Origin of the sequence: Breznakia sp. PFB1-19 (genome assembly GCF_029893935.1) — a bacterium.
Taxonomy (GTDB): domain Bacteria; phylum Bacillota_I; class Bacilli_A; order Erysipelotrichales; family Erysipelotrichaceae; genus Breznakia; species Breznakia blatticola.
Map to the genome: position 1 here is coordinate 49,141 of NZ_JARXXJ010000010.1, position 23,195 is coordinate 72,335.

Here is a 23,195-nt window from a genome sequence, read left to right on the forward strand (position 1 = left end):
TGCTCCTATTATATTTAGCGTACAATAGAGGTACAATAACCAGATTTTAAAATCTGGTGTGTGTAAAACAATTGACGAACGAGGTAGAAAAATGAATACATCACAAATTGAAAAAGGATTAGAGACAAAACATCACATTGATCAAACACTGAAAGAGATGATAGTAGAAATGCCCTTCCACAAAATTACCGTTCAAGAAGTAACTAAACGCTGCAAAATTCATCGCAAGACCTTTTACATACACTATCCATCCCTTGATGATTATTTCATTGAACTGCAAGATACCATCTATAATCAATTGATGATGGTCAATGATCGCAACTTCAAAGATGTTGATGAAATAAATTATGAACTGCTAATGCAAGTTGTATATGATTTCATCAATTGTGATCAAGCGTTTTATAATTACCTAATGCAAGCAAACTCCTATATGTTTATATTCAACGGTGTAAAAAAGCGATATGCAAAACACGTGAAAACATATATTCTAAAGAAATACCATTGCAACGATAAGGTTGCACAAATCATTTCATCTTATGTACTTGAAAATATCGTACATTGTTATCGCATGTGGCTTGAACAACCAGATGAAATCAGCTTTCTTGAATATCAAAAACTAACTGCAAACCTTGTATACCACGGTTTGAAAAGCTTAAATGAAATCCCAAAATAAAAGAGAATCCACGATTCTCTTTTATTTTTTTCGTACACTTTCTAACAAGCTTAGTTTCAAGTCTAACAATTCCTTCGATAAATCTACATAGTATTCTTGTGGATATTCAAAACGTAAGATTTCATCCCACATCGTTTCTCTACTTGCATCTGCATGTTTGCGAATATCTTCTAAACTTGGGCAATCATAAACAAGATTTCCATGTTCAATAATTGGAACCAATAAGCGTTCCAAACGATACGTTCCTTTTTCAATAGTTTTAAACTTCCAAACATCTTGCGGGTGATAAATCACAAGATCTTCTTTTTCATTTAACACTTCATGAGAGAGTGTTAATAAATCAGCAAGTGCTTTTCCATTTTTTAAGCAATATACACGATATAATTCTTTCTTTCCAGGATTTGTAAGCTTGATAGCATTATCTGATACTTTAATTTTTGGCGTATAACTTCCATCTTCTTCTTTAATTGAACTTAGTTTATACACTCCTCCAAAGACTGGAGAACTTTTTGAGCAAATTAAGTTTTCACCAACTCCAAAAACATCAATTTTAGCACCTTGATCAATTAATGACTTAATAATATATTCATCAAATGAGTTAGATGCGATAATTTTTGTGTCCTGCATTCCTTCTGCATCCAAACGTTCACGAATCCGTTTTGATAAATAGGCAATATCCCCACTATCAATTCGAACACTTTGTAAGTAGTTTCCTTGTGGTAGCAAAACTTCTTTATGCACACGAATAGCATTAAGTAGACCACTGTTTAATGTGTCATAAGTATCTAGCAATAATGATGTTTCTTTTGGAAAGTGTTTTGCATATGCAACAAACGCTTCGTACTCACTTGGATAGCTTTGAATAAAACTATGCGCCATTGTTCCTGAGACAGGCATATGAAACATTTGTCCTGCTTTTGTATTACTTGTTCCAAATACCCCACCAATATATGCTGCTCTTGCTCCATAGTTTGCAGCATCAAAGTTATGTGCACGTCGTGCTCCAAACTCTAATACACTTCTACCTTTACTTGCACGAACGACACGATTTGCTTTTGTTGCAATTAAACTTTGATGATTACAACATAATAGCAAAGCCGTTTCAACTAACTGTGCTTCGATAATCGGTGCTTCGACACGAATAATTGGTTCGTTTGGAAATACGACAGTCCCCTCTTTTACTGCATATACATTACCTGTAAAAATAAAGTGACGTAAATAATCCAGAAACTTTTCATCGAAACGTCCCAATGATTGTAAATAGAAAATATCTTCTTCATTAAAATGCAAGTTTTGAATGTAACCAATCAATTCTTCTAGTCCTGCAAAAATTGCAAATCCTCCATTATCTGGATTTTTACGATAGAAGTAATCAAAAGTTACTACTTGATCTTGTCTTCCTTCATTAAAGTACACTTGCGACATCGTTAACTCATAGAAGTCCATCACAAGTGATAAATTACGTGCATCACGTAAATCAAATTTTAAATCGTATGTTTTCATAATATTACTCCATTACCACAACTTGAATACCATTGTTTATCATTAATTCACAAGCAGTTTGATTTGCCTTGTCACGAGAATGTACTTCTGGAATATCATACGTTTCCACCATATTCATAGGTACAATAACACGTTTATCACTTAGATTATGTTCATTGATAAATGTTTGTAAACTTAATGCAAAGTGTAAAATGCAAATATCTGTACAACAACCAACTAAGACAAAATCATCAAATTGACTTAATAAGTCAGGTAATTGATCTTGAAATTCTTTTGCCATAAATGTATTGGTACTATTTTTATGAATCAATCGTTTAACTAGTGGTTGCAATTCATCAATCACTTCACTTTCACTAGTATCCTTAATACAGTGAATTGGGTAAGCATCAAATTCTTTTGCATCCAAATTGTGAGAATCACATATAAATGTCGTTGCATGTGCTTGTTTTACAAGATCTTGAATTGGATTTGTAATATGCATAATGTAAGAATCACTAAGTGCTCCTTCTTTGATAAAGCCATTAATCATATCCACAACAAACACATGTGGTCGCTGCAATTCAGACAAAGATGTCCTTGCCAAGGTGTCCATTGTTTCTGGTTTTAATTTTGCCATAAACTTCCATCCTTTACTTTATGATTACTATTATACACCAAACTGTGAACTTTACCTGAAAAATATCAACAGCCCTTGTATTATTCTTTAACAGGAATATAATATATCTTAATACAAAAGAGGTAGACATGAATAAATTAAAATACAAGTTATATCAATTTATGCAAGGACGTTATGGAAATGACCAACTAAACACTTTCTTGTTGGCATTTGCAGTAGTCTTCAACATTGTAATGGCATTATTTGTGGGTAGTAATTGGATTACTGCAACAATAACGTGGATTCCGCTTATCATTTTCTGGTTTCGTTTCTTCTCACGTAAAGTATATCGCCGTCGTATTGAAAACAATAAGTTTTTAGGAATGTGGTATAAAATCCGTGCTCCTTTTAGACGCACAAAACGCAGATTTGAAGATAAAAGTCATAAGTACTACAAATGTCCTAAGTGCAAACAAGTTGTACGTGTGCCTAGTGGAAAAGGTAAAATTGAAATCACTTGTCCAAAGTGTAAAACAAAATTTTCAAGGAGAACATAAAAAAAGCCCTTAAATTGGGCTTTATTAATTAGGATGTAAAACAAGGTAGGAAGATAGGAAAGGGATATTTAACCTCGTTTTACTTAGTTCATTATAGCAATAGGTCAAAGAAATGTAAATATTAATTTGAATTTTTTCATAAATGTAAATAAATCGAAAATAAAAAGCAATCATGCGTGTCGATGATTGCTTTTTATTTTGAGTAGACGCCCTTCCTACAAAGCGTATGTCAAAATTAATGTTTCGGGGGGATAACAATGAATTTTAGACAAAAACTCGACATTTCCTACTTTTATAGTAGGAAAATAAGATATTAATTTGTCCACCCTTCCCTGATGAACGTTTTGGTATGTATACCTTTCCTATCCTGTCTATATAATACCATATAAGAAAACAATGTCAAGCATTTCCTACACATTTAGTAGGATTATATAATAATAAATAAAAAATCACCTAAATATAGATGATTTCTAAATTCCCAAGAGATACTTCTCCAGTAATAAGGAGTTTTGGTAGATTGTAGTCTCTTTCATGAAAACCTTCATCTACACCACCTAAACTAGAAGACACATCAACTTGTGTGTTCCATTCTTTCGGAATATATAAAGTAAGAGTAGCAAGAGACACATCAAGTTTGATTGTCGCTCCCTCTGGATCTAGTTTTGCTTGTTGTAAATATAATTGAAGAGAACCTAAACTAACTTCTGCTGTAATTAATCGTAGATTTTGTGAATGTATATATTGTGCGCTTCCTGATAATGCAGTATCAATATTGATCACACTTTCATCATGACTACTTTGTTTTGTATAATCTGCATGTTTTCCGCTACGGTGATAGCGAATATGATTGTAACGATATGAGTGATCTTTGAATATAATAGAAAGTCCAATGCTTACAAACACCCCAGCACCCATTAATGGAAAGAAGCTTAAGACATCTTCAATTTGTAGATAGGAACGATTGATCCATACTGCCAAACATAGTGGCATTACAATTAAAAACCAGTTTCTGTATTTAATATTACTTACAACACATAGTAGTAATAGTACAGTCCAAATCATATGCATTAGATTGATAGATAATCCTAACATAGGAACAAGTACAATCATGACCCCCACTGCTATAAACACAATTCCCCATAGCCAATTTGTTTTTTTATTCATAATAACTCCTTTCGTGAAGACGTAGCTTCAATTCTTTGTAATACATTCTTGAAACATAAACTTCTTTTACACTATTCGTGAACCGAACCAAACTGCTGCTTGTGAGGTTCTTTTGAATCGACATCACTTTAGTGATATTTATAATCGTCGATTTACTTACTCGCATAAAGTAATCTGGTAATTCTTTTTCTAACTCGTATAGTCGATGCTTGACCATATATGCATCATTTTTCGTGTGGGCATACACGCTATCTTCTGATGTTTCAAAAAAGAGAATATTTTCCACTGGTACATACAATTCTTCTTCACCCTTGTATAGTACCAACCGTTTTACCCCTTTGAGTCGATTTTGGATGAATTTTTGTATATCTTTTATTTCTTTAGTTATATCTTTTGTTTTAATGACAATTTCTTCATCATTATCATCTTCAATTAACTCAATGTGTATCTTCATAAAATTCTCCTTACATGTATTATACTAAACTCAATGAAAAAACATAGGCTTTCACGCTAAGTGGTAAGAATTTACAGTTAAGATGCAACAATTGAGCATCATGCACGCTTTTAAGCAGTTATCTGCACTTAAGATTATAAAAATGACATACATTGTATGCCAAATGTATGCCAAAAATCAAATGAGCATAATAAAAACCTCTATTACTAGAGGTTTATTGCTTTATATGGGGCGACCGATGGGCAAAATGTAAATACAACGACTCATTTATGAGTTGTGTTGAATTATCCTTTATTCATGCATATTTATCGTATTTTTATGTTGATTTGTTTTACAGTCATTTAAGTCGTTTTTGGCAATTTTTTGTACGATTTCTGTACTTTTTCCTAATTCAATTCAGCATCATGTTATGTGCTATCTCAAGAAATATGCACAAAGCAAATTCAAAACGTGTAGCTGGTATCTTCATTACCTATCACTCCCTTCAATTATATAGATACAAATAAAATAGAATGCTTCAAAAAAAGCCCTATATAATAAGGAAAAGGAAAACCACTAAAAAAAGGACCCACCCACGCAAGTGAGTAGGTATTTTCTTATACTTCGATTAATGATTCAGCACGTACCCAGAACTCGTGTTCTTTTACATAGATTAGTTGACGTTTAACATCAACACCTCCAACAGTGAATGTACCTTTAATTGTAAAGAATTCTCCAATTTCAAGTAACTGGTCATTATTTCCATTGATTTCAGTACAAATAGTTCCGCTGATCCATCCACCTAAAACTTTATTGTAAATCAAGTTTCTTTTAATATCGATATCATCAACTCTATAGATGTTTCCATATTCAAAAGTTTCCATTTCTTCAAGAACTTGATCAACTTCTCTTTTTGGTGGTTCAGCAGGTTGAATTGGAGTAGGTGCAGGTTGACTTGTTTCTTTTAAACCAAACCCTTCAGCTAAACCATTTACAATAGCATCTGCAATCGCGTTCTTATTTTCTTGGTATTTCTTAATATCATTAATATTATCAATGAAACACACTTCTAGCAACGTTCCTGATACCCCTTGATTTTTAGCTGTTTGAATTACCAAGAAATTAGTTCTCTTAACTCCATCGAAAATACTATCGTTATCTCTAAGAGTAAAGAATTTGCTCATACCCTTCATTACTAGTTGTTCAACTGTAATACCTTGTTCAGAAGATGTTACATAGCATTCACTTCCATATGCTTTTCCATTGAATGCATTAAAGTGAATCTCAAACACATAATCATAACCCTTCGCACTAAATGTACCCTTTTGGGCATCATAGAATGCATTACGATTAGTATCTCGCACATCTACTGTACAATACTTTCTCATTTTTGGTGCAATGAGTCCAACTAGTTCTCGTGTTAAATCCGCTTCACGATATCCGTTTCCTAAAGCTCCTGAGTCACCAGCTCCATGTCCTGCAATAAATAAAATTTTCATAAATTAAATATCCTTTCCGTGCTTTTGCACATAAAAAGAGAGTTCCTATTCAGCACCCTCAACTTCTTCTACTTCTGTTTCTTCTTCGATTGTTTCTACATCTTCTGCCTTATCTTTTAGTTGTTCTAATGCTTTTTTTAATTTACCTGGAATAGGCAAGCCTAAGTTTCCTGCATTTTCAATTAACGAAATACCTTCATTAGCGATGTAGAAGTAACAAACTAAAGTTCTAAAGATCCATTGGCCTGTTCCTTGTAATCTATCTAATTGAACAGCTCCTATTAATATAAGGATGATAAGCATCTTTTTTGCTAATCCCTTGAACCCCACTGCGCTGGATAATTTATCATTAGTAAATCCAACAATTACTCCAGTTGCATAGTCTAGAGCCATAAATGCGCATAGTGTGACTACTGCGACATCAGCTCCCCCAAATAAATACGTTAAAAAAGTAGCCACACAAGCGACTACCGAATCAAATATTGTCTGCATTTTTTTCATTTTTCCTTCCTCACTCTCTTTTGGTGATATACAAAATGGTTTATAAATCGAAAAATACCCCTTAGTATTTTGTCTAGGAGGTATTTTATGTTATACGAAACTTTAATTAATGAATGGCATCATGCCATTGTGCGTGACGTAAAAGAAACTACTCACGCTAGATACTTTAATATGATTGAAAATCACATTGTGCCAGACTTAGGACAGTTTGAAGCCAACGATTTAACAAACACACAAATAGAGCGCTATGTTGACTATAAACTGGAGTCTGGAAACCTTGTAAATCAAGGTGGGTTAAGCCACTCGACAGTGGACGATATTCTTACCATAGTTAAATCCTCTCTCAAATATGGAGTTCAACAAGAACTCGTGGAAAAAGACATCTCTGCATTAAACGCTAAGATGCCTAAAGGTATTGCTGTAAAGCCAATAGAAATATTTAGCAAACGTAATTTTAAACGCTTGATCAAGTATCTTATTTCTAATCCTACAAGTAAGAATATTGCTATCCTTATCTCGTGTGTTACTGGTGCTCGAATTGGTGAAGTGTGTGCTTTGCAATTCAAACACTTCTCTTTTCCGATGGAAACCGCCTACATTGAAAAGACTTATCAACGCATCTACGAAAAAGGCAAAGGCAGTCGATTAATCATGTCTGAACCTAAAACCAAGCACTCAATAAGATTCATTCCAATTCCAACGGAAGTCATGAAGCTCATCAAACGTAACTTTCAATCTTTAGAAACGTATATTGCAAGTGGCACAGATAAACCATGCGAACCAAACAACTTACGCTCATACTACAATAGACTGCTAAAGCGACTACGCATCAAACATCTTAAGTATCATTGCACACGTCATACGTTCGCAACCAATTCTATGGAGATTGGTTGGGATGTTAAGGCGTTAAGCGAAGTTTTAGGTCATGCTGATGTTGCAATCACTTTACGTCTATACGACCATCCTGCACCAGCTTATAAACGTAAAATGAGTAACAAAACTTTCAACAAGATTTTGAGTTAACGTGAACCCTTGACACAAACATTTACAGGGGAGCAATTGAATGAAGTAACAAGCGAAAATACGTATATTATCAATCAATATGCTACAGCCTACAAGTTTGGAAAACTAGTTATTTTAGTTATAAATGGGGATAACTTTTGGCAAAATAGTGTGTATCAAGTCTATATTAACTTGCCTAGTGAGATTAAGCCAAATGCTACTTATCCTGGTATCTTGGCAGGTAATGCTGGAGCAGCTACACTAAATACCAGTGTCGCAATGCAAGTACGAACTGATGGGACAGTGACCATGTTTAACCCATCAGCCGTTACTGCTTTTTATGGATCCATTATTTACTTCACTGAATAGATTACATTACTAATCAATTACATATTCATCAAATATTGTGATTGATGTCCCATTAGTAATGTTGACTAGATTTCGCAATGATCCATCGGGCATAACTGCACATTCTTTTGTACCTTGGCTTATGAAAACAGGAAGATTTGTCTTGTTTGGTAAAGAACCAGCGCCAAACAACAAAGCACCTGCAGAATAGTCGCCACCTTTTACGATAAATGAAAATTGCACATGACAAATATTGTCTTTTATTCGATATCGTGGAGAGGTTCTTCCTGTATAAACATCAAGCCTATCTTTATTATAATTTGCTATCGAAACCCATTCACTATCATAAGTTACGTCGTTTAAATCGTTGCCGTCAAAGTTTTGTGTCAAGGGTTCACAAAAACTATTTACTAGGAAAAGAAATCATTTCCAAAAACTCTTGACGTGAATACGAGTTGCTAACCTTAATTAACCCTGTTGTATCAATAAATAATACCAATGTGCCAGTTCCACCATTTGAACGTATTGGTTGATAAAAATCTATTGATGGTGCCAATTCTTTTGGTAATTGCACATAATTGCTAAAATCAGTTGTTGGAATTGTAGCTCTAAAATAAACATAGGTCATCCCGTTTTTATATGTATAGTAAATGTCGGTATTTGAGTATCTAATCCAACCTGTATCTTTCATATTTTTGTTTAAATAGTCACCATCAAAAGTAGGTGTCAAGGGTTCACAAGAACAGTGAACTATTCAAGATAACCTTTAATTGAAATCTTTGCGTTTCTTATTTGTGCTGTTCCACCGTTTTGCCCTCGTATGCTAGCAATCATTGAATTGCGAGAAGTCATACCTCCACTGTGTAAATAAAAAGGTTCTTCCGACCATATCGGCGTGACTTGGCAATCGGTGTCAGAAGCGTTATAAAAAGTGAATGGGAGTGTTACTGATACACTATCAGAGTTAGCAGGAATAGTGACATAAGTCCAACACTCTACAAAGCCATCCAAATATCGTCTATACATGAAATTAATAGTTTCGTTTGATGGCTGTTTAACACTCACTTTACCCTTTGCAATAAGGATTGAGTTACTTAATTGTTCACCATTGAACTCTTGTGTTAAGGGTTCACCTTTACTATCATATCCCATGTGTACGACATCAGCTAAATCTGTGCGTAATCCGTCAAGGTTTTGCTGTACGTTTGTGCCGTCAGTTGTAGCCACTCTATCAGCTGTAGCGTTTTCTAGTGACCCAGCAGGACCTATTGGTCCTTGTAAATTTACCCAAGGACCCCATGTACCATCTCCTTGTTTGAATCGAATATTTGTTCCATTCCACTCATGCGATGGTGTAGCACCGATAAATTCGCCATTTTCAAGACGTCTTTCAACGTCAGCAACTATTGCAGTTACATCTTCAATTGATTGTGCAAACTCAACTTGCCGAGCTGCTTCATTGGTTTGTCTCGTTGACTCATTAGATTGTCTAGTTGTTTCACTTGCATCTAACTCTACAATTTTAGTTTCAACTAATTCTGTAGTGTTTTCAGTCTCGAGATTAATTTTTTCAAGACCACTAATGATAGATCCACGAACCTCTTCACCATACTGTGCATCGCGAATGTTCTCCATTTCTTTTGTTATATTAGCCATTGATTTTCCTTTCTAGCTCTTTTATTCGAGCTTCTTGTTTTTGTATTTTTTGAATTACGGACATTAAAAAAGCGTTGTAATCAACGCATAAGTATCCATCTTCATTTTTATCTATTACGTATTGTTCAAACTCGCTACCTAAATAGTCCTGTGCAATAACACCTACTTTTTGTTTTTCAGTTTCTTGATACTCAAAACTTTTTACATTTACACTATCTACTAGATCAGAAATATCAATATCTTTAATACATCTCTTCATTCGTTTATCAGAACCAATAGTAATCGGCAGTCTACTGTATGTCGATTGTGGAGATACCTGAAAAGAGTTTGACGCATTGTTTGATATTAAACTAATATCGGTTTGAGTAACAATTACTTGAGTCTTTGGCATACGTAAAGCAATCCATCCTTGGCCTGTATAGGTATTTATTATATCTAAGCATTCAGAAACACCAGTTGCTCTTCTAAACCGTAATCTATCTGATAGATATATTTCTTTAAGTGAAGTGCTTCCTTTGCCAAGATAAATATTATTGCCAACAAATAGATCGGTTCCAACGTTGATACTCGTTTCTCCAGTAATAGAACCACCAACGATTTTACCACCTTTAATAGAAGCCCCTTCAATTTCATTACCAATCAACTTGACCGCTCTAAGCGTCCCTGTAGTAATGAAATCTGCATTTAGTTTACCGTCAATTGTCCAAGCATTTCTGTATGGGCCGTTGATTCCATTGTTACTAAAACCTATTCCATTCACATTAAGACGAATAAGGTTTTTAGCTTGGTCAACCTGTGGTTTATCCATGATGTAAATCTCATTGGGTTGCCCATCAACATTTGTTGCCGTGTAAACGTATCCGCCTGTTCCACCATTAATTAAATCCGTGGCTTTTTGAATAGCATCGTTGTACCAAACATAAACATTTTCTAACTCATCACGAATAGACGATTGTACATTTTTATTACTTGATGTTGTGTTTGATGTAAACGTTCCGATTACACTACCAAGATTTATAATTGATTTTTCTGGATTTTCGATATCGATTTCTAATTTCGAAACAAGAAAATTTCTTTGTAAATTGTGTGGGAATGATTCAACAGGAATCCAATCTCCTAATTTAATCATGGAAATATTAACATCAAGGTATGCTAAATCAATTGCTTTTATCTCGATAGAGATATCCATGTTTGCATTTTCACTTAAGTACCTCTTTGCTTTATTTAGCAAAATACTCGATTGAGTAACATCGTCCCATATCACTGTTTTCCAAACATAGCCAAATTGCTTAACACCTTCAGTTGAATAGATGTAGTCTTTGCCACCATTTACGCTTTCGATTGTCACACGTTTTTTTATATCATTTATTCCATTTTCATCAAGTTCAGCACCTAAAGGAATAATTGCAGTTACTAAGGTATCACCTTGAATGTAGTTATTTAGATCGAGCAAGTTTTCTCCAAATCGAATTGTTTGTTTACTTATTACGCCGTAATCAGCAATATAATCAAGGTAATATTTCCCATTTGCTTTACGGATACGCAAATAACCACCATGAAGCTTTACTAATCGTTCATTTATACATTCAAGTGTATTCATGTAGTTACCACTCGAACGATTAACATAATCATTCGTATCAACTACTGTGACTTGACCTAGATTTATTTTCTTAAAATCATCAACCTGTGAATTGTGATTATCTAATAACTTTTTCAATAAGTTTGTGATACTTCCAGTGAATTGAAAAGGTCTTACAATCGTGTCATTCAAGAAGTCCAAAACACCGTTACATTCGATTGTTTTGATGTTGTAGAAGTCCACTTCAATATTAATAACTCTAAAAGCAGCAATCCATTCGTTACTATCGTATAAATCAATCACTGTTTTGTGTTGCGCTATTTTAGAATAAAAGGGATGTGATGATTGCATTTGCAAATCTAACATCCCTTGTGTATTCAACTCAAATGTTACTTGTGGACTTGAAGCCATAACCAAATCACTGACTCCTGGTTTGTAAATAGTATCGTTTCCAATTCTTAATTCATACATTATAGGCTTCCCCCTTTCATATCAAAAGTAATCGTTCCATTTCCTTTGATTTTAAAGATATACTCGTGATTCGTAACTGTGATGTTGTAATACGTTTTTGTCCCTGGTTGAATGTTATAAATAGTCGCATCATCATCGATTGTCATAGTCATGCTACTACTTGCAGTAATTTTAGGATTAACTGCTAACTCTGTACCGATAATACGTTGTTCCTTGTATCCGTCTACTTCGATGTTGTTATAGTTTCTAGCAATATCACGAGTAAAGTTAAATGGATCCCATAACCAATCACCACCACTTGAATTTACATCATACTTAAATGGTTCAGCATTTACTACGATTTGTATTGCCGAATACTGTTGACCTTCCTTTATCGCGTAAACGTTAGCTCGACCAGTCCAGTAAAAAGTGGCATCATTGTCAAAAACCACTTTTACTTTCTTGCCATGAAAAGCATTCGCTAAATCGCTATAAACTTCATGCCATTCCTTTTTTACAGCAGTTCTTTTTACGAAATTCATTGTAATGTCACGATTTGAATAAGCAACCAATCCATTTATTTGGTCAGTTATATCCAACATTCCATTTGCACCAGGAATATCAATTTGTTTCAATTTAGGTTCTGCAACAGCAATATCATAATTTTCTAACAAAATGCATCCATATGTTTTGATGTCTATTCCATTCAATTTAACTGACATGCTATTTACCTCTCTTTGCTAATCTGCCCATATTTTTGTTTACAAGTGGAGTTAATTCACTTGCAACTTCAGTTGTTCCGATTGCAAAGCTATTTTGAATATTAATTGAGCCAAGCATATTATCAACTGCTGTTAAGATGTTATCCTTCATGCTATCAAGCATTGTTGCACTGTGAGTACTCATAGTTGATAATTCAATGTTTTTATTCATGTCAAATGCCAATGCATCATCAACTCCTTTTTGCATATGTGACATCGACTTATCTAACACATTCATTATTTCTTTTTCTGCTAAGGGCATGGTGCTTTCAAACCCATCACTTATTCCAAGTGGAAGCCAATGACCAACTTTATCTCTCATCACGCGTGACGGTGAGTTAATCCCAAAGAAGTCAGCAATTCCACCAACAACATCATCGGCAAATCCCCCTATTTTATCCATTAACCAATCAGCTGCACCACTTATACCTTCCCAAATCCCTGAAACAATATTCGTACCAATTTCAATCATTTTTTCAGGCAATTGAGAAACCCACGTAACAATATTGTTAAACAATCCACTACCTGCTTCAATTCCTTTAGAAATCAAACTGCTCGCAAGCGTTGCAACGTTTCCAATAATTTGAGAAATAAACTCCCAAATTTTACCAGGTAGTTGTCCAAACCAGCTCAAAACTCCTAAGACAAAGTTCGGAATATCTTGTGTATAAAATTGAAATAATCTTGTGTAAAAACTTACAACAAAGTCAATCAACTCTTGTATGAACTCTCCTATTTTCTCAGGTAATTGAGCAAACCACTCGATAACTCCTGTAATAATATCTGCTATATTTGAACCAAAATCAGCGAAAAATTGGACCACTGCATCTATGATTGCATGAACCCCATCCCTAAACCATTCGCATTTTGTATATAGCAACACAAATATTGCGATGATTGCAGTGATAATTGCTATAACTGGGTTTGCCATAATGAGTGTAAATAGTCCCTTTAGTCCCGTTCCAATCGTGCTAATGATCGGCATTATGACTCCTTTTAGTGTTGAGAATACTCCGCCTATCTTTGTAAAAATAGTCCCTATCTTACCAGCCACAGTAATAATTGATGATATTCCTGTGGCGACTTTACCGAATATTACAAGCAATGGTCCAATTGCTGCAACAATTCCACCGATAGTCACAATAATTGTTTGTGTATTTTGATCAAGCCCTTTAAACCACTTTGTTAGATTTTGAATAATTTCAGCTAATTTTTCAAATATAGGTCCAAGTGCTTGCTGAATTGTATCCCCTAATGATGCACCTGCCAATGCTAGGTTATTTTGTGCAATCTTTGCTTTATCCATTGGATCTAGTGTCGCTTCAAAAGTATTTTCAACAGTTCCAGCAGCTTCCTCAGAAACATCTCCCCATGCACTAATATCAAGGGTTCCACGTCTAATTGCATCACTCATCCTTGATGCTCCTTTTGTACCAAATACTTCAGCGGCAATATTTAATGCTTCTGTTTCGTTTGTTGAATTTTGAATTTTTTCTTGCATGTCTGCAAGTCCTTCTGAAAGTGATTTTCCATCTTTTGCAAATTCAACGCTTGCCTTTGCCATGCTCGAAAGAGCTGTTGAACTATCCACACCGCTTTGTTCAAGTTGTCCAATTAATACTGCACCTTCTTGTGCGCTTAATCCCATTGCTTTTAGTTGAGGTGCTCCCTTAATTACAGCGTCTGATAATTCATCAACAGATACACCAGTAAACTGTGAAGCATACGTCAATGAATCCATAAATGATGGCATTTCATCTAATGTGAATCCATATGCTTCCATCGCTTGTTTCGCTATAATTGTTGATTGCGCAACATCTGTTTTATTTATACTTGCGAATTTAATCATATATGTAGACGTATATTCTAATTTCTCATCCATCAAACCGAATTGAGTATTTACTTCACCTATCGCTTCACTTACCACTTCTGAATCTTCAGGCACACTTCCATACACTTTATCAAACGAAGCGGCGAGTTTATCTGCAACTTCACCTGTTGCACCAGTTTTTACGATTATGTTGTCATACGCTTCATCAATCGTCATCCAAGTTGCTACTGCTGCAGCTCCTGTAGCAATTATAGGTGTTGTTACATTTTTAGTCATTGATCCACCTACATCTATAGCTTTCTTACCAACTTCGTCTAATTTCGCGCTATATGCTTCTAAGCTTGCTGGGAGTCCGCTTTGTTCTTCTTTTAATGCTTTTACTTTTGCTTCAGCTTTTACAATTTCAGTTTGAAGTTCTACATACGCAGGGTTATTAACATCTCCACCTTGATCAATAAACTCTTTTTGTGCTTCTTTCAATAGATTTACTTTTTCTTCTGTTTTTTCTACATTTTCGGCAAGAAGTCTTTGTTTTTGAGAAATCAAATCAGTATTAGTAGTATCAAACTTTAATGCTCTATTTACTTCTCTTAATTGCGATTGAAGTTTATTACTTTCTGTTTGTGGTTGTTTTAGTGCTTTTGAAAGTTCGGTAGTATCTCCACCAACTCTCAGTGTAATTCCTTCGTATTTTTTTGCCATACGTTCTCCTTTCCTTTTAAAAGTTAAAAAAGGCACTCTTTAAAGTGCCTTAAAATCTATCGAAATCATCTTGATTTGCATCTCTTATTTGGGGTTCATTTTCGTTATTCATTGATAAATTAATCAAATTATTGTTAGTAGTAATCAAATCGATTATCATTCCAATATCTAACAATTCCAAATCGTGTATATTCATTCCCAGTTTGAAACAAGACAATATCATTTTGTCGTAAGATATTTCACTTACTTTTGGTACTTTCCCAAATCACCATTTGAATCAATCTTAGTAACAGTGGATCTAAACAGAAGATTGAATATATCTTCTCCTTTATCCATTAATGCAAATGGAGCGAATTGAGCTAACCATTCTAAGTAGTCTCCTATATTTGGATTTGCTGTTTTTGCACATACGTATGCAAGTTCATCAATAAGATTGTAATCAAAATACATAAGCAATTGATCATTTTGATATTTCTTACGTTGTTCCTCGCTCATGTCATCCCAATTATCTGGCTTCTCATCATAGATTTGTTGAAGTTGAACAATCGTTTGCAATAAGTCTTTTTTGAAATACATACGATATAAACGTGGTGTAGCTCCGTTCGCACCTAGAACTACTTCAACATCCTTGTTAATTACTTTTTGAACACCATCAATCATTGCAACTTCATCTGCACCTGCGATAATAATATTTGCCATAATTTATCCTTGTGGTTGCTCTACAGTGAAATCTGGCATTGTAGGTGCTTTATACCAATTGTCATAAGTTGATTGAGGTGTGTCGACAGTTGTTTTACGTTTAACAATTGCTTTATCACCAATAACAATAGGCGTAACAGTAATTGGCAACGTTTCGGTTTGTGGTTCTTTCTTTGCACCTTCAGTTGTTTTGCTTTCTTGCGAAGGTCTACTTGCGTTTACTTTGTATAGAATGTGACGCGTTGCCTTTACATCTCCATCGAACTCAAAAGTCAAAGCAAATGGTTCGGCATTAGCATTAGCATCCTCAACAATTGTGTTATCTGCTAACTTTATATAACCTAGATAGTCAACAAGAAATTCATTAGTAATTCTTGCAACTTCTAAATCACCTGTATAACCATTATTTGAACTGGCTACATAGTATGTCGTATCATCTGCATAGAAAGGTGTTAATTCCCCCTCTGCATTAAGCTTCAGACTAACCGCACCAGGAAAAGGCACACCAGGACCTAAAGTAATTAACTCGTCCTCACCAATTGTTATTTTATGAGTATGAACGTTTTTAAGTCCAAATCTTACAATATTTTCTTTCATTATTTTTCTCCTTTTTCTTCTAAAAACTGCGTCATAATAAATCCTTGTACATGATCTACTTTTACTTCAGTCCAAGTTTTTCCACTTTTCACAACTTCTACAGTTGTGTCTTTTTTTAAAGTTTTAATTACATTGTTTGCTTTTTTAGCTGAACTCCGTAAATTTACTAATACTTTTGTTTTCATAGGTTCTCCTTATTTAATCTTTTGTACTTTTGAAACTAGTTTTTTCTCAAAATTCTTTTCAATATATTCATCACCGTATTCAAAATGAGGGTGTGCTTTGGTTCGTTTTCCGTTTCTTGTTAAATGCCCTTTTTCCAATAAGTGCGTAAGTCGATATTCTTTACCGTTTGCATAGATAATTTTTTCTTTATCTAGCGTGGATTCATGAACTTTATCATTTTTTATACTTCGCTTATACTTTCCTTTTCTTTTAGTGTCAGAAACTGGAGCATTTTCTCTAACAATTTTAGTTGCTTCAGCTGTAATTTCATCAACGGCATCTTTCGTTTCATCTGCAACATCTTGAGAATAATTCAAAAGTTGACTTGCAATCTCGCTTGCAAAATTTTCAAGATCTACCTTTTTCATAAACTAAATGAGTATGAACTCATATACATGCGTTCATCTTCGATGTACAAAAAAGGAACGCAATCATAGACAATGCCTAAGCGTTCCAATAAATCTTCTAATTGTTCCGATATGTTTGGTTCATAGAACTCGGTGTATAACTCAATCGTGATGTTTTGTTGCTTGCGATAAACTTTGTTATCGGCTATGAAATCCGTTCTTTCGTTTTCAAAATAAGCGATGAATGGAAGTGTTGGTGTTGTATTAAAGTGGTCATATGCACAATCATAACCAAGTGTTTTTAGTTCTTGTGCTAATTCCTTAACTGTCATGTTCCACCTTTTCACAAGTCAATTCGATGTTTTCGATATCAGTTGCATACGTGCGTATCACGTTATACTTTTCACCATCGTAAATAACTTCCCTTTCTCCGTTATACTCAAACTTTTTAACAATAAAGATTATTGATGGTTGCAGCTTTGAGTTTCTTGATTGATAGAACTCACTGCGACCAATCGAACGAATATCGCATAACACTTCCATTTCTTGTCTTGTCGGTATTTCTTGTCCGTATTCATCTTGTGAATAGGTCATGCTTACCAACTTCAAAGAGTAATTGAATGTGTAACTAGCCATAAATCAAATCGTGCAATCGCATTTCTAAATGTCTAGGAATTGCACTAATTCCAACATTTGAATAACGATACTCACTATAATCACAAACAAACATCAAATGACCAAAATCATCACCATCTATAACAATTCCATTACGATTTTCTAAATCAGAGACAACACCACGGATAATATCCGTGATGTATTCATCTCTAATGTTTTGAGTTATTCCAAGTCTTGATTTTACTAGTTTCAAACACGTTTTTTCTTTTTCTTCATTCAGAGCCATAAATAACTCCTTTCTTTAATTTATCCTTGTGCAGGTGTTGCGAACATTCCTTTAACAAATGCATCGTTTTTCTTTGGTTTACCATCGTAGCGTGCAGTTGCTTTGAATACCGTTTGGTCTTCGATGAAACGAACATCAGTAGAAGTTGCAAGCGTTACACCTTTTCTACGTCCTAGCAAATATTCCTTACCTGCCCCAATTACAAATTCATCAACCGCGAACGCATCAGATGTTACAAATTCATAACCTGCAAAACTTGCCATGTTTACAAAGTATTTTCCATCAGCAGTCGCTAATAACAATTCAGGAGCAACACGTGATAGTAACGTTGTTTTACTCATATAAATCTTTACAACTTCTTCGCTATTAACTTTTGCTACTAGCGGTAATAAATCTTTGATTGACGTGACAGTTCCACCATCAACTGCATTTAACATCATTCCTGTTGGTTGCTTAACTCCAGTTCCTTTTGCAATCGCGATATCAATAGCTTTTGCGATTGCTTTCGCCAAACGTTCTTCAAGAATGTTTGCTAAAGCAACAAAAGAATCATCTAATGTAGCATTACATACTGGAATAAATCCACCGACTTTATAGCAGTCAAGTTCGATTTGGTCGAATGCATCGGCAAGTTCAGCGACTGGATCACAACATTCCATCCAAATTGCAGTAGGAATATCACCAGCAGTAATAACACGTGCGTTTCCGTTTAAGTCAATAACTTCAACTTCTCCGATTAACTTAGAATATTCTGTAATTTTACTTTCAATTCGGTTTACTACTACATCAGGAATTAATAAGTCAGTTCCTGTTACTGCTCGTTTATCCAGCACTGCTTTTGCTACATTTCCGTAGAATGAACGTACTTCTTCATTTTGTAAGTATTCGTATCCTGTTTTCATTTCTCGTACCTCTTTCTTTTCCGCATTTTTGCGTTCTTCGTTTTTTACTTCTTTTGATTTATCTTCTAGTTCATCGAGTTGTGTTTCGATGTCACGAATTTCATCTTCTAATTTTGTTTTTGCTGCAGTTGCTTCATCCTTTTCAGTATTTAGTTTTTCAACTTCTTCGTTTACTGTTTCTAAATCTTCATCGGTTTCAGCTTCTGAAATAGCGTCTTCTAATTCAGCTTCACGTGTTTTAAGTTCTGCTTCTCTTTCTAGCAAATCGCTTAATTGTTTTTCACGCATTTCTTTTTGTTTTGCTAATTTAAGTTTTTTTAACATTGTGTTTCTCCTTTAAGTTTCTTTTTCAAATCTTCCTTGCGAGCTTCAAGTTTTTCACGTTTAAATGTTTCAACTTCTTTCTTGCGTGCTGAAACTTGCGTTTGTGGATATGCAGGGAAAGTAACTACCGATACTTCGATAACATCGGCTTCTTTTACCGTGTAAGTAATTGAGCCATCGCTTTCTTCAGTGCGTTCTTCTGCGATTGGATAGAAACCAAACGAGCAAGCGTTAATATCTCCACGTTCAACGCGTGCGTGAATATCTTTTGCTTCTTGGTCGTTTTGATTGATTTCAACTTCTCCGTACAAACCGTAATCATCGCTTTTTAGTTTCAATGTTCCATTACCTGTACGACCTAGCACCTTTGCGCTGTCGTGGTCAAACAAGCAACGAATGTCATTATTTGCTAAAGCGTTGTCAATTGAGCCTTTCGCCATTTGTTCATAAATATTGCCGAATAGGTTCGTTTTTTGGTTGTAAACGATAAAGTATCCTTCTATCTTTTTTCCACTTTCGCTTTCGCGAATTTTCAACTCGCTAGGAAAATGCATTTGTCTAATTTCCATTAGTTTCATCTCCTAACTTTTTTTGATCGCCTAACTTATCACTAGGGATATAGTTCTCAAGCATGACTAATTCATCTAGTCCTTCACGTGGTGACATACCGATCCAATCTCTAACTTCATTGCCATCAATTACTCCAATTGCACGCAAGTCTTTTCCGACTGTCGCAAGGGTTTGAATTGAGTATTGAAGCAATGAGCGAACATTGAATTGAATGTACATCTTCGGTGAATAGATTAATTTCTTAGTCATTTCTTGCTCCAACGTTCTAGCGATTGAAAGAATGGTTGTATTGATAAAGTTGTTGTATTCATCTTCGTTGTACTCGCCAACTCCCAATAAAAAAGCAGGAATCCTTAGGACTGCTGCTACTGTTTTTTTATCAATTTCAACTGTTTCATTTATTGCCAAATCGTTTAAAGTCAAAGGTTTGACTTGTTTAACATCCATTGAAGTGCTTGGAATTACCCAAGGTTTCCCTTGATCAGTATCAATATAACTATCAATAATCTTTTCTCGACCTTCTTTGGTTGCTAAACTTTTGTTATTGCTATCTACACTCACAATAACGGGTGGCATATATTTGCTTCCCATAAATGCTTTTTTTGTCGCACCTGCTTGTTTCAAGTTTGAGAGAATGTCTTTCAATTCAACTTGATAGCCACGACCAATAAAAGTGCTATCGCTTTTTGCGTTAAGTGTAAAGTGCAGGACTTCATCACATTCAAACTTCACTCCATTTAGCAAAATGTCATATGTCAGTCCATAATCATTGAACGAAACATTCTCGCTCTTTATCGGATTGAGTGATAACAAATTTCCCTCGCGATCATGTTCTGGCAATGTGATTTGATTTCCTTCAACAAGCAAGTTGTAAGTAATGAATTTAATGAGTTTCTTTCTCGTCATATATCGATTCGGTTCAATGTCTAACTTTCTTGATAACTCATTATAAATGCGCTTATCTCCTTTTTCAGTATTGGCCATAAGTTTAATACTCATGTTTGATACCAAATCAGCGATAACATTTAATCCTGTTTGAAACTCTGCATTGTCAGTCAACCGCACATAGTCTCCTGTGCATAGCCTATCGTATGCATCGCTTGTCAAAAACCAATGCAATGTACTATCTGCAGAATTACTAACAGGTGTATTCCTTTTTTTGAAAATGCCCATATATCTCCTTTCTAGTCAAACCAACCATCTATATCTACCGATTCATCAGTTAGGCTCTCTTTAAATCTAACAACTGCGATAACACTTGCATCGAATAAATCGATACGTAAGTTTTCGCTTGTTTTTTCGTATCTAACGCGTTCTTCTGGATCTTCCATCGCTTTTACATTTTCAACGCAATACTCATATGCATCGCTATGTAAATAATAAAAAGCGCCTTTTTTAACTTGCGCTTCTATGTGTCTAAATCCAATGTTTTTTATCCAGTACCTTTGCGATACATCTTTCATATTGAAATCATGTTCTTCCATCATTTGCACAAACTCTTTTGCAAACTGTCTATCAAAACCTATTTCTTTAATATCAAATCCATAATCACGCATTTTGATAAACCACTTCACTACATCATCATATTCAATTACTGGCGAATTTATCATGGATAGCCATCCACTATCTTGCCAACTGAAATAAGGTATTTGGTCCTTGTCAGCTTTTTCGTTTGCAGTAACTACTGGAATAAATCCATGTGTAATACAAATTCCAACTCCATCAAGTTCCCCGTATAAACAAACACCAGTCAAGTCATACAACTTAGATAAATCGACACCACCAAACCATTTAACATTTAGTTTTGCTAATTCTTTGTAGTTTACAGTTTCTTCATCGTGAATGATTATAGGTTTCTTATATCCGTATTCAAATGCTTCATCACTTTTTCTGAATTCATCAAGGTTAAAGTATGCTTTAACGCTTGATGTATATACATTCAATGACTTTGCTAAGAAGTCTTTTCTTTGTTGTGGATCATTTAACGCTTGCATTGCATCGTTCATGATATCTTCTGGTCTAATTGAAACTCCATAGGCAGGATTTGCCATTTCATGGACTTTTGCATTTGTGAAATCTAAATATCCGTTTTCATCCTCATCAGCTTCTGCAATAAAAACATAATACTGTTCGTCTTCTACCGTTCCATCTAAAATCTTTTTACAGTATTGCAAACGGTTATAGCAAAACGAATTCATATTATCACCTGCGGTAGTAATACCAATCATCAATTTATTTGTATATGCTTTCATTGCTTCCTTGATAATGTTGTATTGCTTGGGTGTTTTATAAGCGTGCATTTCATCGGCGATTGCAATATTACAGTTGAATGAATCTTGGCTATCTGGATTGGCAGCTAGTGCTTGAATATAGAAACTTCCATCATTAAACTGGCGACTGATTGAATGTTCAGCATTGTTGTCGATAATTCGGTAAGTGTCTTCATCACCCATTTGTTTGATTGAGTGTTTTAGAAAATCAAAACTTTCTAAAGATTGTTTTAATGCTCTAGCGACAATATATGCTTTTGCCCCGCTTTTGCGCTCAAGTATTCCTAACGCCCAAGTTAAAGCAGCTGCAAAACTTGTTTTGATATTTTTACGTGGAATGTAAATAAATGCTTCTTTATGTTTTCGGATTTTTGTTCCTTTGTGATAAAAACCTAATAAGTTGTATATTTGAAATTTGTGAAAAGGCTCTAACAAAAAAGGAGCGTTCATTAATGGTGTCCCATCTAAACGTTCTCCTTGTTTATGAACAATTGTTCCTTCAATGATCGCAATAACAAACTCGGCATCTTTTGGATTGAAGTCATAGCGTTTATCATTAAGCATTCTTTTATAGCGTTCAACTCCTAAACGTTGGTATTTATTTACAAGTTTTTTACCGCTTAAGATATCAGCTACATATTTATCTATAATTTCCTTATTCTCAAACTTTGCCAATTTTCAACAACGTTTCCTCTAACTTTGATACTTTGGTATTTCCGTTATCAGAATCCTTTCTAGCTTTGAAGTTCAATCCTAACCTATCGCTATATGTTCCAATGTCTTTTCGCAATACTTCCATATAAGTTGCTGTTCCACTTTTCTTTGTTTGTCCGCTTTTTGTTTCAACTTCTACTTCGTAATTTTCAAGTTCTAAACGGTCCAGGAAAATGTTGTATTGGTAAATTAGATCGGCATAGATGTTTATCAAATCATCGTATTCTTTTCGATACGTTCCTAGTTTTTTCATGTATCGTACAGTTCTATTTTTTATCTGCTTTGTAGTTAATTCCGCCACACCATCACTCCTTTCATTTATTTATTTATTTATACTTCATAATATTTATGTCAATGTGAAAAAATCTTTCCAGCACTCGCGGACTTGGAAA

28 protein-coding genes are annotated in these 23,195 nt (G+C 34.6%); 4 read left to right on the forward strand and 24 right to left on the reverse strand.

Features of this window, described 5'->3' with window-relative positions; genetic code table 11:
- The first annotated feature begins 91 nt into the window (after positions 1 to 91).
- A complete protein-coding gene (locus M2098_RS06380) occupies positions 92 to 673 on the forward strand; it encodes a TetR/AcrR family transcriptional regulator (protein WP_280682861.1) in 582 nt (193 codons plus the stop codon).
- A gap of 21 nt (positions 674 to 694) precedes the next feature.
- On the opposite strand, the gene M2098_RS06385 is transcribed toward M2098_RS06380, so the two are convergent.
- Both M2098_RS06385 and M2098_RS06390 read right to left on the reverse strand, forming a co-directional pair.
- Positions 695 to 2,176: a nicotinate phosphoribosyltransferase gene (locus tag M2098_RS06385; protein WP_280682863.1), complete on the reverse strand. Its 1,482-nt coding sequence runs from the start codon at positions 2,174 to 2,176 to the stop codon at positions 695 to 697.
- 4 nt (positions 2,177 to 2,180) lie between these two features.
- Positions 2,181 to 2,792: an isochorismatase family cysteine hydrolase gene (locus M2098_RS06390; protein ID WP_280682865.1), complete on the reverse strand. Its 612-nt coding sequence runs from the start codon at positions 2,790 to 2,792 to the stop codon at positions 2,181 to 2,183.
- A gap of 128 nt (positions 2,793 to 2,920) precedes the next feature.
- Between M2098_RS06390 and M2098_RS06395 the strand changes: the two genes are divergently transcribed.
- Positions 2,921 to 3,328 (forward strand): hypothetical protein, encoded by a 408-nt coding sequence (locus M2098_RS06395; RefSeq protein ID WP_280682867.1) that lies wholly within the window; start codon positions 2,921 to 2,923, stop codon positions 3,326 to 3,328.
- 453 nt (positions 3,329 to 3,781) lie between these two features.
- On the opposite strand, the gene M2098_RS06400 is transcribed toward M2098_RS06395, so the two are convergent.
- The 4 genes from M2098_RS06400 to M2098_RS06415 form a co-directional block, all read right to left on the reverse strand.
- Positions 3,782 to 4,492: a hypothetical protein gene (locus tag M2098_RS06400; RefSeq protein ID WP_280682868.1), complete on the reverse strand. Its 711-nt coding sequence runs from the start codon at positions 4,490 to 4,492 to the stop codon at positions 3,782 to 3,784.
- Complete coding sequence (locus tag M2098_RS06405) at positions 4,485 to 4,946, reverse strand: LytTR family DNA-binding domain-containing protein (protein WP_280682869.1); 462 nt, start codon at positions 4,944 to 4,946, stop codon at positions 4,485 to 4,487. The genes M2098_RS06400 and M2098_RS06405 overlap by 8 nt, the downstream gene beginning before the upstream one ends.
- A 596-nt stretch (positions 4,947 to 5,542) precedes the next feature.
- A complete protein-coding gene (locus M2098_RS06410; protein WP_280682870.1) occupies positions 5,543 to 6,424 on the reverse strand; it encodes an N-acetylmuramoyl-L-alanine amidase in 882 nt (293 codons plus the stop codon).
- Between the two features lie 45 nt (positions 6,425 to 6,469).
- The gene (locus tag M2098_RS06415; protein WP_280682871.1) at positions 6,470 to 6,925 is read right to left on the reverse strand and encodes a phage holin family protein; all 456 of its coding nucleotides are present in this window, start codon (positions 6,923 to 6,925) and stop codon (positions 6,470 to 6,472) included.
- A gap of 87 nt (positions 6,926 to 7,012) precedes the next feature.
- On the opposite strand from M2098_RS06415, the gene M2098_RS06420 reads away from it, so the two are divergent.
- Together M2098_RS06420 and M2098_RS06425 are read left to right on the forward strand one after the other, a co-directional pair.
- The gene (locus M2098_RS06420) at positions 7,013 to 7,948 is read left to right on the forward strand and encodes a site-specific integrase (protein ID WP_280682873.1); all 936 of its coding nucleotides are present in this window, start codon (positions 7,013 to 7,015) and stop codon (positions 7,946 to 7,948) included.
- A 36-nt stretch (positions 7,949 to 7,984) separates the two neighbouring features.
- Positions 7,985 to 8,296 carry a hypothetical protein gene (locus M2098_RS06425; RefSeq protein ID WP_280682876.1) on the forward strand — a complete coding sequence of 104 codons (312 nt, stop codon included), beginning with the start codon at positions 7,985 to 7,987 and terminating at the stop codon, positions 8,294 to 8,296.
- Positions 8,297 to 8,305: 9 nt separating this feature from the next.
- Here the strand turns inward: M2098_RS06425 and M2098_RS06430 are convergent, their stop codons facing one another.
- The 18 genes from M2098_RS06430 to M2098_RS06515 all read right to left on the reverse strand — a co-directional run bounded on the left by M2098_RS06430 (position 8,306) and on the right by M2098_RS06515 (position 23,104).
- Positions 8,306 to 8,518 carry a hypothetical protein gene (locus M2098_RS06430; RefSeq protein ID WP_280682875.1) on the reverse strand — a complete coding sequence of 71 codons (213 nt, stop codon included), beginning with the start codon at positions 8,516 to 8,518 and terminating at the stop codon, positions 8,306 to 8,308.
- A gap of 160 nt (positions 8,519 to 8,678) precedes the next feature.
- Complete coding sequence (locus tag M2098_RS06435; protein ID WP_280682878.1) at positions 8,679 to 9,005, reverse strand: hypothetical protein; 327 nt, start codon at positions 9,003 to 9,005, stop codon at positions 8,679 to 8,681.
- A gap of 20 nt (positions 9,006 to 9,025) precedes the next feature.
- Positions 9,026 to 9,910, reverse strand: coding sequence for a hypothetical protein (locus M2098_RS06440; RefSeq protein WP_280682880.1), 885 nt, complete (start codon positions 9,908 to 9,910; stop codon positions 9,026 to 9,028).
- 13 nt (positions 9,911 to 9,923) lie between these two features.
- Positions 9,924 to 11,981: a phage tail spike protein gene (locus tag M2098_RS06445; RefSeq protein ID WP_280682882.1), complete on the reverse strand. Its 2,058-nt coding sequence runs from the start codon at positions 11,979 to 11,981 to the stop codon at positions 9,924 to 9,926.
- A complete protein-coding gene (locus tag M2098_RS06450; RefSeq protein ID WP_280682883.1) occupies positions 11,981 to 12,682 on the reverse strand; it encodes a hypothetical protein in 702 nt (233 codons plus the stop codon). Before M2098_RS06450 ends, M2098_RS06445 begins: the two co-directional genes overlap by 1 nt.
- Before the next feature lies 1 nt (position 12,683).
- Positions 12,684 to 15,254: a phage tail tape measure protein gene (locus M2098_RS06455; RefSeq protein ID WP_280682885.1), complete on the reverse strand. Its 2,571-nt coding sequence runs from the start codon at positions 15,252 to 15,254 to the stop codon at positions 12,684 to 12,686.
- Positions 15,255 to 15,497: 243 nt separating this feature from the next.
- On the reverse strand, positions 15,498 to 15,953 hold the full coding sequence (locus M2098_RS06460) for a hypothetical protein (RefSeq protein WP_280682887.1): 456 nt from the start codon (positions 15,951 to 15,953) through the stop codon (positions 15,498 to 15,500).
- A gap of 3 nt (positions 15,954 to 15,956) precedes the next feature.
- Complete coding sequence (locus M2098_RS06465; RefSeq protein ID WP_280682889.1) at positions 15,957 to 16,550, reverse strand: major tail protein; 594 nt, start codon at positions 16,548 to 16,550, stop codon at positions 15,957 to 15,959.
- Complete coding sequence (locus M2098_RS06470; protein ID WP_280682891.1) at positions 16,550 to 16,735, reverse strand: SH3 domain-containing protein; 186 nt, start codon at positions 16,733 to 16,735, stop codon at positions 16,550 to 16,552. The genes M2098_RS06465 and M2098_RS06470 overlap by 1 nt, the downstream gene beginning before the upstream one ends.
- Positions 16,736 to 16,744: 9 nt before the next feature.
- Positions 16,745 to 17,143: an HK97 gp10 family phage protein gene (locus M2098_RS06475; protein ID WP_280682893.1), complete on the reverse strand. Its 399-nt coding sequence runs from the start codon at positions 17,141 to 17,143 to the stop codon at positions 16,745 to 16,747.
- Positions 17,140 to 17,454 (reverse strand): hypothetical protein, encoded by a 315-nt coding sequence (locus M2098_RS06480; RefSeq protein WP_280682895.1) that lies wholly within the window; start codon positions 17,452 to 17,454, stop codon positions 17,140 to 17,142. The genes M2098_RS06475 and M2098_RS06480 overlap by 4 nt, the downstream gene beginning before the upstream one ends.
- Positions 17,444 to 17,758, reverse strand: a complete 315-nt coding sequence (locus tag M2098_RS06485; RefSeq protein ID WP_280682897.1) for a phage head closure protein — start codon at positions 17,756 to 17,758, stop codon at positions 17,444 to 17,446. Before M2098_RS06485 ends, M2098_RS06480 begins: the two co-directional genes overlap by 11 nt.
- Positions 17,751 to 18,023 carry a hypothetical protein gene (locus M2098_RS06490; protein WP_280682899.1) on the reverse strand — a complete coding sequence of 91 codons (273 nt, stop codon included), beginning with the start codon at positions 18,021 to 18,023 and terminating at the stop codon, positions 17,751 to 17,753. Before M2098_RS06490 ends, M2098_RS06485 begins: the two co-directional genes overlap by 8 nt.
- Positions 18,024 to 18,043: 20 nt before the next feature.
- Positions 18,044 to 19,249, reverse strand: a complete 1,206-nt coding sequence (locus tag M2098_RS06495) for a phage major capsid protein (RefSeq protein WP_280682901.1) — start codon at positions 19,247 to 19,249, stop codon at positions 18,044 to 18,046.
- Positions 19,243 to 19,818: an HK97 family phage prohead protease gene (locus M2098_RS06500; protein ID WP_280682903.1), complete on the reverse strand. Its 576-nt coding sequence runs from the start codon at positions 19,816 to 19,818 to the stop codon at positions 19,243 to 19,245. Before M2098_RS06500 ends, M2098_RS06495 begins: the two co-directional genes overlap by 7 nt.
- Entirely contained in the window at positions 19,808 to 20,992 is a 1,185-nt protein-coding gene (locus M2098_RS06505; protein ID WP_280682905.1) for a phage portal protein, read from the reverse strand. Before M2098_RS06505 ends, M2098_RS06500 begins: the two co-directional genes overlap by 11 nt.
- An 11-nt stretch (positions 20,993 to 21,003) precedes the next feature.
- Positions 21,004 to 22,764, reverse strand: coding sequence for a terminase large subunit (locus tag M2098_RS06510; protein WP_280682907.1), 1,761 nt, complete (start codon positions 22,762 to 22,764; stop codon positions 21,004 to 21,006).
- Positions 22,751 to 23,104, reverse strand: coding sequence for a P27 family phage terminase small subunit (locus M2098_RS06515; RefSeq protein ID WP_280682909.1), 354 nt, complete (start codon positions 23,102 to 23,104; stop codon positions 22,751 to 22,753). The genes M2098_RS06510 and M2098_RS06515 overlap by 14 nt, the downstream gene beginning before the upstream one ends.
- Positions 23,105 to 23,195: the final 91 nt, after the last annotated feature.